The sequence below is a fragment of the Pseudorhizobium banfieldiae genome, from assembly GCF_000967425.1.
Lineage (GTDB): Bacteria > Pseudomonadota > Alphaproteobacteria > Rhizobiales > Rhizobiaceae > Neorhizobium > Neorhizobium banfieldiae.
Window position 1 is genome coordinate 521,820 of the sequence record NZ_FO082820.1, and the last position, 13,996, is coordinate 535,815.

Sequence of the window (13,996 nt, forward strand, 5' to 3'; positions counted from 1 at the left end):
CGCCGGGCGACAAGCCCTTCTTGTCAGGCTGCGGCACGCGCCCAGCGGACGATCGCCGCCTCGGTGAACTCGGCGAACGACAAGGGTCTCGCAAAGGCGTAGCCCTGCAGCAGGTCGCATCCCAGTTCCCGCAGCATGGCGGCGTGCTGCATGCTTTCGACCCCCTCCGCCACAGTCTCGACGCCGAGCGAGCGGGCGATATCGATGATCGAGCGGACAAGCGCCCGTTCCTGCGGCGAGTGCAGGATCGGCATGACCAGCTGCCGGTCGATCTTCAGGCGTTGCGGCTTGAGCTTAAGCACGCCGACGATGGAGGTATGGCCAGTGCCGAAATCGTCGATCTCTATATCGATGCCGAGGCCGCTTATCTGCTCGAGATTGCGCGCGACGACATCCTCATGTTCGTCCAGGAAGATAGACTCGACGAGCTCGAACGCGATCTGGCCGGGCCTGATGTCCAGCAGCTTCAGGCCTTCGATCAGCTTCTCGTCGTGAAGGCGACGGGACGATACATTGACCGAGACGCGCGGCACGCTGACACCAAGGTCGGCCCAGCGTTTGAGGTCCTTCAGCACAGTTTCCAGGACGATCTGGTCGATGGTTGCGGCGACATTCAACTCTTCGGCAATCCGCAGGAAGCGGTCCGGAGTGAGAATGCCGAGATGGGGATGGTTCCAGCGCACGAGGGCCTCGACCCCCGCAAGCTGACTGGTGCGCGCATCGAATTGGGGTTGGTAGCGTGTCGTGAACTCATGGTTCTCGAGGCCCGCCAGCAGTTCGTCGGCCGTGCGCTTGTGGCCGACGATTTCGGCCTGCAGGTTCTGGGTAAAGAACTCGTAGCGGTTCCTGCCCATGGCCTTGGCTCGGTAGAGGGCGATGTCGGCATTCACGAGAACGCGGCGCGCATCGATGTTGACACCACTTGCCTGCGCGATGCCGATCGAGACGCCGCCGCGGCATGCAAAACCCTCGAAGTCGATCGGCTGGCGAAGCTCGCCGATGATGCGGGTCGCAAGCTGCGCGACGCAATCATGGCCGTTCTCATCGCGAATGAGGATGACGAATTCATCACCGCCGATACGAGCGACGATGTCGTTCTCGCGAACATTGCGTGACAGGACCTCGGAGGCATGCACCAGCATCGCGTCCCCGGCCGCGTGTCCAAGCGTATCGTTGATCTGCTTGAAGCGGTCGAGGTCCAGGTGGAGGATCGTTAGCTTCTGTCGTTCGGTTCGGCTCTGGCGCGACAGGAGATCCAGTTCCGCGTCCAGCTTGCGTCGGTTGCCGAGACCCGTCAGGGGGTCGTGCAACGCGTTGTGCTCGATGCGGCTCTTGGCCAATTCGAGTTCTAGGTTCTTGGCATCAGATTCGGCCTTGGCAGCCTTCAATTGGGCCGTCAGAACGGCGTCTTCTGTCACGTCGAAGGCGATGCCGACGACCTTGCGGCGCCCGTTTCGGTCGACCTGAAGCTGCCCGACGGAACGGATATAACGGAGATCGCGCTCGCCCTGCGGAACGCGCACGACCAGCGTCTCCTTGATGCCGGAAGTCTGGAACTCGTAGGATACCGTCTTCGCCATCTCCCGGTCGTCGGGGTGCACGAGCTTGGACCATTCGTGTTGCGAGACGATCCCGTCCGTGTAGCGCATGCCGTAGAGCTGGCACATGCGCTCGTCCCATCGCTCCGTCCGTGTTTCCAGATCGACCTCCCAGATGCCGCAGTTGTACGAGGCGAGAGCGAGATCGAGCTTGCTCGAAAGTTCCTCGAGCTCCTGCTCGCGCTTGGAGAGCTCGTCGAGCGCCAGCTCCAGTTCGGCGTTCTTGATGTCGCTGACTGCCTTGGCGTCGCGAAGCATCTGCGCCATCAGCATGTCGGCCGTGACGTCCCAGACGATGCCCGTGCTGCGGAGGCTTCCATCCGGATTGTGATAACTTGCGCCAGCGGATCTGAGGTAGCGGACCGCACCGTCCTCCGTCGCGACGCGATAGGTTTCTGTGCATGCAGTCTTGGCGCAGATGCAGTTGAAGAAATGTGCTTCCGCCGCTTCCAGGTCCTCCGGATAGATCGCGCCGTGCCAGTCATCCAGCCTGTTGCGCACCCCATCTTGTTCGCAGCCATGCAGAGCAGCCGAGCGGTCGTCCCAGAACAGGTGGTGCCCGTTGTCTGTGACCTCCCAAATCCCGATGTTGGACGCTTCCATGGCGAGGTTGAAACGCTGTGACAGTTCCAGAAGGTTCGCCTCGCGGGCCTTCAACGCGGTGATGTTGCGGTTGCGTTCGCCGATGAGGACACTGGCCAGCAGGATCGGAAGCATCACGCCGAGGCCGCCGAAGACCAGGGAGAAGCGGTATTCGGCTTGGTCTGGTGCGGTCACGTCCCACCCGGTCGATGGCGCGAGGAGAACCTGCCAGACGGTCGTCCCCACCGGGATGTGCCATTCGAGCGGTTGAAGATCGCTTATCGTCGATTGTCCCACAAACGGCGTCTTTGTCGGTGCCTGTGTGTCGCCGACCGCGATCTCCAGGCCCGGGGCAGTCTTCAACCTCGCTTCCCCGGAAACGGAGGAGAAATCGATGCCGGATGCTGCCATCAACGTCGCCTTGTCGATCAGCAGCACTGCGCTGACCGGGCTGCTGTCAGTTGCCTCGATGGGAGAGACGATGATGAGGAACGGGCTGTCAGGTTTCGACATGATCGCCGACGCCCGCAGAGCTACCTGCTCCCGAACGGCAGCGGCAAGCTGATCTCGGTCGCTCGTCAGGTCCGACGTTCGCCGACTGAGGAAGGTTTCAAGACCGTTTTCCGAGGCGATTGCGATCGCCGCGACGCTGGGGTTCCTGTCCAGTTCGTGTTCCGCGTAGGCATGGAACAGCGCGTCCGTGCCGAATCCCTGCGATTGATGCGCGAGAGCCAGCCGGCCGGTCGCCGCTACTTCGTCATCGATTTCCGATTTTATGCGCAGGGCAACGAACATGATCGCTCGCTCCGCGCGTTCGCGCAATTCTTCCTGATATTGTCGCCGGTGTCGTTCATCGAGCGATAAGGCAAGGAGAAGAACCAGGCCGGCAACCGCCACGGTTGCTACTGCAAGAACCGGAGTCCTTCCAACGATTGGCCGCAGATGCGCGCGCAGCATTCCCCAGGCAGTCAAACTCGCCCCTTTTCATCTCACCTGACAAGGGACGGTTTTACATGGTCCGGGTTAATGGCTGATTGCGTCGTCCAGGAGCTTCATGCGCCGGGAGAGACAACATCCCCGAATTTGTGGAGGTCTGCCCTTAGAGGCTTGATCGGAATTAACAATCAGGTCACTACTTGCACGGAAAAAGTCACGTCCGCGGGCGAATTTCGCCACAATCCGGAGACTATCTTGCGCCTCTATCAAGCCTGTATGATTTGCCTGAAAGTCCCCACCATGCGCTTCCTGATTGCTGCCCTGCTCGGAACTGCCAGTCTCCTCTCGCCGCTGAGCGGTTTCGCGCAGAGTTCGGACGTGGAAGCCACCATCCAGTCGGTGGATCTCAACGACCTGACGCTGACACTGGATGACGGCAAGACCTACAAGGTTCCGGAGGAGTTCAATTTCGAGGGCTTGGAGTCCGGTGTAAAGGTACTGGTCTTCTACACCGAAGTCGATGGCAGCCGCGTGGTGGATGATCTGGAGATCGTCCAGTAGGTCAGTGCCAGCCGAGGCTGCCTGCATCCAAGTCCACTTTTAGGATCTTGTCCTGTGGGACGTTCATCTTTGCCGCTTCCTCTTCGGTGGTATCTGCCACCAATCGGAAGATGGATCTTACGACGCCGCCGTGCGTGACGCAGATCGTCGGCCGGTCGAGTGATTTCAGCCAGGCACCGACCCGCCAGGAGAGAATTTCATAGCTCTCGGCATCCGTGCCCGGCGGAATGAAGTTCCACTTTTGCGCATCTCTCGCCAGCAGTCGTTCCGGTGCGAAATCGTGCACCTCTGCCAGCGTATGGCCTTCCCAATCCCCGAAGGAAAGTTCGAGCAGTCGCTCGTCCGTACGGTAGGCGGATGGGTCGAGCCGCATTGCGGTCCGCAGCCGTTCCATTGTCTCCCGCGTACGGGAAAGGGGGCTAGCAACGAAGTCGTAGGAGGACGGATCTCCGATCATGTCCAGGAGAACCCGCCCGTTGCGGGTCGCCTGAGAACGACCGCGCTCGTTTAGCGCAATGTCCTTTTGTCCCTGGAGGCGCCCTTCGGCGTTCCAGTCCGTCTGGCCGTGGCGGACCATGTAGATGAGCACGGCCTTCGTTCCCTGGCGTCAATCCTTGATGACGGAGATGTCCGGAGCATCGACGGCTTTCATGCCGACGACATGATAACCGCTGTCGGCATGGTGGACTTCGCCGGTAACCGAGCGCGACAGGTCGGACAGCAGGTAAAGGCCGACATCGCCCACTTCCTCGATGGTGACCGTGCGACGCAATGGTGCGTTGTACTCGTTCCACTTCAAGATGTAGCGGAAGTCGCCGATGCCGGAGGCAGCCAGCGTTTTGATTGGGCCTGCCGAAATGGCATTGACGCGGATATTCTTGGGGCCGAGATCGACCGCCAGATACTTCACGCTCGCCTCCAGTGCCGCCTTCGCCACGCCCATGACGTTGTAGTTCGGCATGACCTTCTCGGCGCCGTAATAGGTCAGGGTCAGCATGGAGCCGCCGTCTGACATCAACTTTTCGGCGCGTCGCGCCACCGATGTGAATGAATAGACGGAGATCCGCATCGTCTTGTCGAAATTGTCGGCCGTGGTGTCGACGTAGCGCCCAGTCAGTTCATCCTTGTCGGAAAAGCCGATGGCGTGAACGAGGAAATCGATCTTCCCCCACAGCTTTTCAATCTCCGCGAATGCGGCGTCGATGCTTGCTTCGTCGCCGACATCACAGTCGCCGGCAACCACGGCGCCGATCTCTGCGGCAAGCGGTTCGACCCGCTTGCGAAGGGCATCGCCCTGATAGGTGAAGGCGACCTCGCCTCCCTGTGCGTGGATGGCCTTAGCAATGCCCCAAGCGATCGAGCGGTTGTTGGCGACGCCCATAATGACGCCGCGCTTGCCTGCCATGAGGCCTGAAGCCTGAACCATGCTGTGTCCCCTGAGACCAAAGTCGAAACCTGAAAAAGTCAGGCCTGCCTATGGCATAGGCGGTTCAACCGTTCAAGTTGACTTGGATCATCTCATGTAGCCACGCGTAACAAAGAGTGCATGGCAAGGGGATGGGCCAACCAGGATCAGACGTAGAGGCCCTCGCGCATGTGCCGCATGAGGTCCGTCACCTTCGCGTCGGGTTTTTCCCACAGCATCACCCGCAGTTCGACGACCAGCTTGCCGCGACTACCCTCGCCATTGGCAAGCCCGAGCTCTTCCAGTTCGATCGCCCGATCCGACCCCGACCATGGTGGGACGGTGATCTGCCTCGGTCCCTCAGGCGTCTCGACCTGGGTTTCGGTTCCGAGTACGGCGTCCTCGAGCGAGATCGGCATGATGGTGTGGATATCGTATCCCTCGACCCGGAACTTCGCGTCGGTGACCAGCTTGAGGGTCACGAGCAGGTCGCCGCGCAGCATGCCCGGCACCTTCAGTCCCTGGCCCTTCAGGCGCGCAACATGGCCGGCGGTCATGCCGGGCTCGAGCCGGAAGTGAACTTCGCGATCCTCCGGAAGCTTGATCGCCACCCAGCTCTGCTTCAGAAGTTCTTCGAGGGAAACATGCGCTTCGACGGCATGATCCGGCGCCTTTTCCGGCGGAGCATTCACCCCGCGAATGCGGCGGACGAGTGACGCGATGAGATCAACCGCCTGCACGGGCAGCGGCCGCGGCTCCGGCGCGATATTGCCGCCTTCCGATGGATTTTTGTCCGTTCCGGCAGCCGAACCCGAGGAGAAAGATGAAGGTTGGGGCTGAGCCTTTCCGCTTGCCTCGCTGTCCTGCCTCGTCCGGCCTTCGTCGGCGCTCGCACCTGCCTCCTTCGCGGCGCCGAATATCCGTTCGACCATGTCTTCGGCAGCTTCCGTCTCGGGCGCTGCCGCCTTGGCATTCGCCTGGGCCTGCGCGCGCTGGGCATTGGCCCGTGCGAGCTCCTCCATGACCTTCTCGGCATTCGCCTTGGCCGCCTTGGCGCGCTCGGCAGCTTCGCGTGCAGCCTGGCGCTGCTGCAGGATCGTTTGGTGGGCATCGACGGCGCGGTCGTAGCGCTTGCGGCGATCAGGATCCTTCAGAACCTCATAGGCGCGGCCGACTTCCGCAAAACGGCTCGAAGCGCCCGGATCACTTTGATTGTGGTCGGGATGGACGGATTTGGCCTTCGAACGCCAGGCAGCCTTGATCTCGTCTGCATCGGCATTTCGTTGCACACCAAGAACAGAGTACGGATCACGCATGAAATGACCACCGGTTCAAAGAATGGCGTATCCCACGATGCGTGGCCCCGCCTGTTATAACGACAACAACGTTCACGGAGTCGACCGGTTCCTTTCCCGGTGTCTCCGCGGTACTGAAGGTTATCAGGACAATTGTGAATCAGTGGTTACGCGTGCCGTGCAGGGTGCCGGACAGTTAAAATTCTACTGACGATCGAAAGCAGTCAGCAACCAGTCGCCCCGACCCGTCATGCATGCCTGGCCGGAGAACATCGCTATTCCCTCGTAGGAGTGACGGGTGGTCTTGAAGTCGCGGCAGACACGGCCTGCATTCCGCGCTTCCTTGATGGTCGATACCACGCCTGCGCTGCCGGTGGCCGTGTTTGCCCAGGGCAGTGGCGTATCGCCGACCTTGGCAAGATCGGCCGATGTCACGGCGTTGCGGACGGTCGCCTCGTCCGACAGGACGTCTTCTGATCCGCTGCGTGGCACGGTTCCCGTCGAAATGGAGCGGTCGACCTTCGATGCGCTGCCGAGCAGGTCGAGACTGCTGGTACATGAGGTCGAGGAAAGAGCGATCGATATCAGGGCGAACGCATGCGTACTTGTTCGGACCAGCCACTTTGAGCGCTTGTTCGACTTTGCTATCAGTACCACCTTGCGTCCTGTCCGGGCTGAGTCACGGGCAAATTCACCAGTCGGGAGTGTTTTAGTCAATATGTCTGAGAGTGGGTTAACAACGAGTGACTTCACCGAAGAACACGAGCCTTTTGCCCTGTTCGGCAAATGGCTGAAGGAAGCGGAGACGTCCGAGCTGAATGATCCGACGGCCGTGGCGCTCGCCACGGTGGACGACCATGGCATGCCCAACGTGCGTATGGTCCTGCTGAAGGGATACGACGCGCAGGGCTTCGTCTTCTACACCAACTTCGAAAGCCAGAAGGGTCGCGAAATCCTTGGCCAGAAGAAGGCGGCAATGTGCTTCCACTGGAAGTCCCTGCGTCGGCAGGTGAGGCTGAGGGGCGAGGTCGAGGTGGTGACCGACGCCGAGGCCGACGCCTACTACGCAACCCGTCCCCGCGGCAGCCGGATCGGAGCCTGGGCGTCGAAACAGTCCCGGCCTCTCGAAGGTCGGTTCGCGCTGGAAAAGGCCGTGGCTGAGTTCACGGCCCGATATGCAATCGGAGAGATCCCGCGCCCGGCGCACTGGTCCGGCTTCCGTATCAAGCCCGTTTCCATCGAATTTTGGCACGACCGCCCCTTCCGCCTGCATGACCGGATCGAGTTCCGGCGTCCCTCTCCCGAAGGCGCCTGGGAAAAGGTCAGGATGTATCCCTGATCCTAACGCATCAGCTTGAAGGGAATGCCGGAAGCCAGCGCCGACACGTAGCGGGGACGCTGGAAGTGCCCGTTCAGGGAGATCCGGGGCAGGGCGGTCAGCCGGCCTGCTGAGCTTTCGTCGATCGTCCCGGGCTGCGTCGTGACCGCTACCTCGAAGCCGACCTCCCGTGCTATCTCCGTGTCCCGCTCAGTCACGGCAGCTGGAAATCCATAAGGATAGGCGAAGGCACGGGGGCGCTTGCCCGCGAGCGTCTCGAGCCAGTCCGCCGATTGCTCCAGCTCGCGGCGCGCCTCGTCCGTCGGAAGCCGGGCTACGTTGCGATGGCTGATTGTGTGGGCGCCCGGGGATGCTAGGGGATGCGACGCGATCTGTCGAAGTTCGTCGCAACTCATGACGAGATCACCGGTGATCTTCAGCGGATCGATCCCATGCTCGCGCGCAAGCCCATCGATCCGGGCAACCGCGACGTCCTCGGGCTCGGTCTCGACGAAACGTGCGAAGCGATCGAAGGCCTGCAGCTTTTGTGGCTCCGTGGAAAGGTCGAGCCTTTCGTCGCCCTGGCCGAAATCAAACCGAAGTGTGTCGTTGCAAGTGAGAAGACGTCCGAGCGTCTCCCACCAGAGCGTATGGGTGCGCTCGCAAAACCCGCGGGTGAAGAAGATGGTGAAGGGAACGCCATGCCGCTCGAAGACCGGCAGCGCGTGCTCCGCATTGTTGCGATAGCCGTCGTCAAGGGTAAAGACTGCGAACGGCCGCAGGCCCCGCGACCGCAACCGCGCAGCAACCTCATCCAGGCGAATGAACTCATACCCATCCTCTCGGAGCTGCGCGATCGCCTGATCGAGGAATTCGGGGGTGACTTCCAGATGCCTGTTGGCGGCAAAGGACGAGGCGTCTGCCGGGCGGACGTGGTGCAGCGTGAAAATCGCACCACGGCCCCTGGCCCGCCCGATGGCTCCGGCCCGTGAGAGCAGCGCCGCTGCCTCGAGTGCGCCGGCAATAGCCAATCGCTTGCCTCGTCGCTTCAGCAGCGCCTTCAACCGCATATTCATAGATATGGACCCGCCCCGTTGCCCCACCTGCCGGAGAAGTTAGACGGGATTGTCTTAATCGTTACTGAACCCGTTATCGGGCATTGGCCGCTCGTATCGGACGGAAAAGCCGATCACGTCTGAGTAGAAGGCGCGGCTCGTTCGCCAATCCGAGACGGCGAGTTCCGGAACCAGGGCGTTTGCCGCCAACGCTCTAAGTCCGCGTGCCGCCGACCGTGACCTGGTCCATGCGGAGATGCGGCTGGCCGACGCCCACGGGTACCCATTGCCCTGCCTTGCCGCAATTGCCGATGCCGGTGTCGAGCTTGCTATCGTTGCCGACCATCGAAACGCGCTTCATGGCCTCAGGCCCGTTGCCGATCAGCATGGCGCCCTTGATGGCCGGGCCGATCCTGCCGTTCTCGATCATGTAGGCCTCGGTGCAGCCAAAGACGAACTTGCCGGAGGTGATGTCCACCTGCCCGCCGCCGAAGGAGACCGCATAGATACCCTTCTTGACGGAGGCGATGATTTCTTCAGGCGTCTTGTCGCCGCCCAGCATGTACGTGTTGGTCATACGCGGCATGGGCACATGCGCATAACCCTGGCGGCGCCCGTTACCGGTCGGCATCATGCCCATCAACCGGGCATTCTGCCGGTCCTGCATGTAGCCGACGAGCTTGCCGTTCTCGATCAGGACGTTGTAGCCGGAGGGGGTCCCTTCGTCGTCGATGGTGATGGAGCCGCGGCGGTTGTCGATCGTGCCGTCATCGACGACGGTCACGCCGGGTGCGGCGACCATTTCGCCGAGCAGTCCGGCGAAGGCGGAGGTTTTCTTGCGGTTGAAGTCGCCTTCCAGCCCATGGCCGACGGCCTCGTGCAGCATCACACCCGGCCACCCGTTGCCAAGCACGACATCCATGGTGCCTGCGGGTGCCTCGATGGCTTCAAGATTGACCAATGCCTGCCGGAGCGCCTCGTCGGCGCCTGTCTTCCAATTGCCGCTGGCAACGAAGTCACCGAAGCCCATGCGACCGCCGGTGCCGAAGGAGCCCGATTCCTGCCGGTCGCCATCACCCACCACGACGGAAATGTTGACCCGCGTCATCGGCCGGATGTCCTGCACCCGGTGGCCGTCGGCGCGCAGGATGTCGACCACCTGCCAGCTGGCGGAAGCCGTGGCCGTCACCTGCCGGACCTTCGGATCCTTGCCCCTCAGATAGGTGTCGATCTCCGTCAGGAGCTTCACCTTCTCCTCGAAGCTCGGCTGGCCGATGGGGTTCTCGTCGCCATAGTATTTCTTGTTGGTCCGCTGCGGTGCCGCGGCATAGGAGCCGGAATAGCCGGCCGTGACTGCCCGCACCGCATCGGCTGCGCGTGATAGGGCCGCCGCTGACAGTTCGCCCGCATGCGCATAGCCAACCGATTCCCCCGCAACGGCACGAAGCCCGAAGCCCTGGTCGGTGTTGAAGCTCCCGCCTTTCAGCCGGCCGTTGTCGAAGGTGAGCGATTCCGCCTGTGCATGTTCCACGAACAACTCGCCGTCATCGGCAGCCGAAAGGGTTTCGGAGAGAATGCGGCGCAGCCTTGCCTCGTCGCAGTCGAAAAGGCTCAAGAGGTCGGTGTTCATCAGTAAATGCTCCCTTGCTCCCCGCGATGACAGGGAGCGTGTGAAACCGATGTAGGTCCGGCTATAGGCCGAAGCAAGGATCAGGGCAGGGCGTCGTAGCCGGCGGCGAAGCCGGTCAACTCGATCGGTATGCCGACGCGGTCCTGGTCGACCGATTCCCGCAATGCGAAAACTGCGTTCTTGCCGGCCCGCAGAATGCGCATCAGCTCGTCGTCGATCTCAACCTCCACATAGCAGCCCTCGGAAAAGCAGCGGGTGAAGTAGGCGCGGCCGATATTGTTGTTGTCGACGAAGAGCTCCATGCCGTCCTTGAGCAGGACGCCGAGCGGTGCGAGGATGCGCAGGATCTTCGCCTTGCCGTCTGCGGTCTTCAGTACCACCACCGAAAGGCCGACTTCCGGCCGGTCATCGGCGATGACGTTCTGCATCAGCGCGCACTGTTCCGACGAGGCACCCGCAGGCCGGTCGCAAATGATCGACCATGCGCCGTGGTTGGAGCGCACCGCGCCGGGCTGCTGCCTCGATGACGTCGGAACCCGATCTTCAGCGGAGGGCGCAGCCTCCGTGCCGGGCGCCGGTGCAGCAGGTTGCTGTGCCTGCGCGGAAAGCGTCGAGCCGGCAAGGACAGCAACGAGACAAGCGGCAATGATCGAGGAGCGACCCATAAAACCCTCTGGACAGCGAATCGGTGCGGCTATTCTTGGCGTTGCAGGCGCGAAATGAAAAGCCCCGACCTCTTCCCAATCGAGTGAGGCGAAAATGGGACTGGTGTCCCGAGGGAGGGAGGTGGCGCACCCGGATTTTGTGCCAAAACCCGTGAGACTCTCGGCATTTGACGAAGCGCAAAAATGCCGCACGGCGTTTTCCCGCCAGATATTGCGGCGACCGTCAAACTGTGATTGAAGCAGGTCACATAGCCTGGATTCTGCGTTTGAGGTTGATCCAGATCAAACGCCTGAGGAGAATTAGTGATGAACAGAGCTTTTGCGGTGATGACGGCGCTCATCTGTCTGCTCTTTGCTTCTGCCGGTTTCGCCGATCAGCCCACGCCCTGGCAGGTTGACCTGCAGGCCCCCGCCACCCCGATCATGCAGGAAATCAAGTGGTTCAATAACTACACCCTGTGGTTCATTGTCCCGATTACCTTCCTTGTTCTGATCCTTCTGGTCGTCGTTGTCATGAAGTTCCGCGCCAGCGCCAATCCGGTGCCGTCGCGTACGAGCCACAACACGATGATCGAGATCATCTGGACCATCGGACCGGTTCTCGTTCTCTTCCTCATCGCGATCCCTTCCTTTAATCTCCTCAACGCGCAGCTGACGATCCCGACCAACCCGGATCTGACGGTCAAGGCAACCGGCACCCAGTGGCTGTGGAGCTATGAATACGAGGGTGGTGAAACTCCGCTCGCCTTCGATTCCTATATCCTCAGGGACGAAGACCGTGCCGCGGCCGGCAAGGAGGATCTCGCCGCCTATCCGCGCCTGCTCGCCGTCGACAACGAAATGGTCGTGCCGGTGAACAAGACTGTTCGCCTGCTGGTGACGGCAGCGCCGACCGACGTCATCCACGCATTCGCCATGCCTGCCTTCGGCCTGAAGATCGACGCCGTGCCGGGCCGTCTCAACGAGACATGGTTCAAGGCGGAGCGGGAAGGCATGTATTATGGCCAGTGCTCCGAGCTCTGCGGCAAGGACCACGCCTTTATGCCGATCGCGATCCGCGTCGTCTCCGAAGAGCAGTACAACACCTGGCTGGCGGCCGCTCAGTCAGACCTGGCCGGCGCCAATCGCGCTCTGATGGCTGCAGTTGACGAGTCGGGTGATGCCGTTCGCCTTGCGGCAACCGAATCCAAGTAACGAGGAGTGAGGACAATGGCTGGACCAACCGCTCACGACGATCACGCTCACGCCCGCACTGCCTCGCACGCCGATGCGCACGGGCATCATGACCATAAGCCGGGCTTCTTCGCCCGCTGGTTCCTTTCGACCAACCACAAGGACATCGGCACGCTCTACCTGATCTTCGCGATCATCGCGGGCATCATCGGTGGCCTCATGTCCGTCGCGATGCGCATGGAGCTCCAGGAGCCCGGCATCCAGATCTTCCACGGCCTCGCGGCCATGGTCTACGGCTTCGAGGGTGACGCTGCCATCGACGGCGGCAAGCACATGTATAATGTGTTCACCACTGCGCATGCTCTTGTCATGATCTTCTTCATGGTCATGCCGGCGCTGATCGGGGGCTTCGCCAACTGGATGATCCCGATCATGATCGGCGCTCCGGACATGGCCTTCCCGCGCCTCAACAACATTTCCTTCTGGCTGTTGCCGCCGGCATTCCTGCTGCTGATGCTGTCGCTCTTCGTTGAGGGGCCTGCCGGTGCCTATGGTGCAGGTGGCGGCTGGACTCTCTATCCGCCGCTGGCGACGGCTGGCCATCCGGGCCCTGCCATCGACCTGGCGATCTTCGCGCTACACGTTTCGGGCGCGTCCTCCATTTTGGGTGCGATTAACTTCATCACCACGATCCTGAACATGCGCGCTCCCGGCATGACCATCCACAAGATGCCGCTCTTCGCATGGTCGGTGCTGGTCACCGCATTCCTGCTGCTGCTCTCGCTTCCGGTTCTCGCCGGCGGCATCACCATGCTGCTGACCGATCGCAACTTCGGCACCACCTTCTTCTCACCGGAAGGCGGCGGTGACCCGATCCTCTACCAGCACCTCTTCTGGTTCTTCGGTCACCCGGAAGTCTACATCCTGATCCTGCCAGGCTTCGGCATCATCAGCCACATCGTGTCGACCTTCTCGCGCAAGCCGGTCTTCGGCTACCTCGGCATGGCCTATGCCATGGTTGCGATCGGTGCCGTCGGCTTCATCGTCTGGGCCCACCACATGTATACGGTCGGCCTGTCGCTCGATGCGCAGCGCTACTTCGTCTTCGCGACGATGGTCATCGCCATCCCGACCGGGATCAAGATCTTCTCATGGATTGCGACGATGTGGGGCGGCTCGCTCACCTTCCGCACGCCGATGATCTGGGCGATCGGGTTCATCTTCCTGTTCACCGTCGGCGGCGTGACGGGCGTTCAGCTCGCCAATGCCGGCCTCGACCGCTCAATGCACGACACGTACTACGTCGTTGCACACTTCCACTACGTCCTGTCGCTCGGCGCCGTCTTCGCCATCTTCGCGGCCTGGTACTACTGGTTCCCGAAGATGTCCGGCTACATGTACTCCGAGATGCTGGGCAACCTGCACTTCTGGGTCATGTTCATCGGTGTGAACCTGGTGTTCTTCCCGCAGCACTTCCTGGGTCTGGCAGGCATGCCGCGCCGCTACATCGACTACCCGGATGCCTACGCAGGCTGGAACTGGGTGTCCTCGATCGGCTCGTACATCTCCTTCCTCGGCGTCATCATCTTCCTCTACATGGTATGGGAGGCCTTCGCGAAGAAGCGCGTCGCCGGTGACAACCCGTGGGGCGAGGGCGCCAGCACGCTCGAATGGCAGCTCTCTTCGCCGCCGCCTTACCACCAGTGGGAACAGCTGCCGAAGGTCCGCTGATCCAGGCCTGACAGACAGGGCACCGCTTCCCGCGGTGCCCTGAGCAA

12 protein-coding genes and 1 pseudogene are annotated in these 13,996 nt (G+C 61.6%); 4 read left to right on the forward strand and 9 right to left on the reverse strand.

Going from position 1 to position 13,996, the window contains the following annotated elements; translation table 11 throughout:
- Nucleotides 1-23: 23 nt before the first annotated feature.
- The gene (locus NT26_RS02435; protein ID WP_244467657.1) at nt 24-2,975 is read right to left on the reverse strand and encodes a sensor domain-containing protein; all 2,952 of its coding nucleotides are present in this window, start codon (nt 2,973-2,975) and stop codon (nt 24-26) included.
- 441 nt (nt 2,976-3,416) lie between these two features.
- Between NT26_RS02435 and NT26_RS02440 the strand changes: the two genes are divergently transcribed.
- Nucleotides 3,417-3,677 (forward strand): DUF1344 domain-containing protein, encoded by a 261-nt coding sequence (locus NT26_RS02440; protein ID WP_052641748.1) that lies wholly within the window; start codon nt 3,417-3,419, stop codon nt 3,675-3,677.
- Nucleotide 3,678: 1 nt separating this feature from the next.
- Here NT26_RS02440 and NT26_RS02445 read toward each other — a convergent pair whose 3' ends face one another.
- The 4 genes from NT26_RS02445 to NT26_RS02460 all read right to left on the reverse strand — a co-directional run bounded on the left by NT26_RS02445 (nt 3,679) and on the right by NT26_RS02460 (nt 7,034).
- A complete protein-coding gene (locus NT26_RS02445) occupies nt 3,679-4,266 on the reverse strand; it encodes a histidine phosphatase family protein (RefSeq protein WP_052637201.1) in 588 nt (195 codons plus the stop codon).
- An 18-nt stretch (nt 4,267-4,284) separates the two neighbouring features.
- The gene (gene fabI, locus NT26_RS02450) at nt 4,285-5,103 is read right to left on the reverse strand and encodes an enoyl-ACP reductase FabI (protein ID WP_052637202.1); all 819 of its coding nucleotides are present in this window, start codon (nt 5,101-5,103) and stop codon (nt 4,285-4,287) included.
- 146 nt (nt 5,104-5,249) lie between these two features.
- The gene (locus tag NT26_RS02455) at nt 5,250-6,398 is read right to left on the reverse strand and encodes a DnaJ C-terminal domain-containing protein (protein ID WP_052637203.1); all 1,149 of its coding nucleotides are present in this window, start codon (nt 6,396-6,398) and stop codon (nt 5,250-5,252) included.
- 183 nt (nt 6,399-6,581) lie between these two features.
- Entirely contained in the window at nt 6,582-7,034 is a 453-nt protein-coding gene (locus NT26_RS02460; RefSeq protein WP_052637204.1) for an RT0821/Lpp0805 family surface protein, read from the reverse strand.
- Nucleotides 7,035-7,095: 61 nt separating this feature from the next.
- Here NT26_RS02460 and pdxH point away from each other — a divergent pair, with 61 nt between their 5' ends.
- Nucleotides 7,096-7,716: a pyridoxamine 5'-phosphate oxidase gene (gene pdxH, locus NT26_RS02465; protein WP_052637205.1), complete on the forward strand. Its 621-nt coding sequence runs from the start codon at nt 7,096-7,098 to the stop codon at nt 7,714-7,716.
- A gap of 2 nt (nt 7,717-7,718) precedes the next feature.
- Here the strand turns inward: pdxH and NT26_RS02470 are convergent, their stop codons facing one another.
- From NT26_RS02470 to NT26_RS02480, 4 genes and pseudogenes are all read right to left on the reverse strand, one after another.
- Nucleotides 7,719-8,771 carry a polysaccharide deacetylase family protein gene (locus NT26_RS02470; protein WP_052637206.1) on the reverse strand — a complete coding sequence of 351 codons (1,053 nt, stop codon included), beginning with the start codon at nt 8,769-8,771 and terminating at the stop codon, nt 7,719-7,721.
- 63 nt (nt 8,772-8,834) lie between these two features.
- Nucleotides 8,835-8,960: pseudogene (locus NT26_RS23330) on the reverse strand (bleomycin resistance protein); the annotation flags it as partial.
- A gap of 4 nt (nt 8,961-8,964) precedes the next feature.
- Nucleotides 8,965-10,380, reverse strand: a complete 1,416-nt coding sequence (gene tldD, locus NT26_RS02475) for a metalloprotease TldD (protein ID WP_052637207.1) — start codon at nt 10,378-10,380, stop codon at nt 8,965-8,967.
- 80 nt (nt 10,381-10,460) lie between these two features.
- Complete coding sequence (locus tag NT26_RS02480; RefSeq protein ID WP_052637208.1) at nt 10,461-11,045, reverse strand: invasion associated locus B family protein; 585 nt, start codon at nt 11,043-11,045, stop codon at nt 10,461-10,463.
- A 306-nt stretch (nt 11,046-11,351) separates the two neighbouring features.
- On the opposite strand from NT26_RS02480, the gene coxB reads away from it, so the two are divergent.
- Nucleotides 11,352-12,239, forward strand: a complete 888-nt coding sequence (coxB, locus tag NT26_RS02485; RefSeq protein WP_052637209.1) for a cytochrome c oxidase subunit II — start codon at nt 11,352-11,354, stop codon at nt 12,237-12,239.
- A gap of 15 nt (nt 12,240-12,254) precedes the next feature.
- Complete coding sequence (gene ctaD / locus NT26_RS02490; RefSeq protein WP_052637210.1) at nt 12,255-13,949, forward strand: cytochrome c oxidase subunit I; 1,695 nt, start codon at nt 12,255-12,257, stop codon at nt 13,947-13,949.
- Nucleotides 13,950-13,996: the final 47 nt, after the last annotated feature.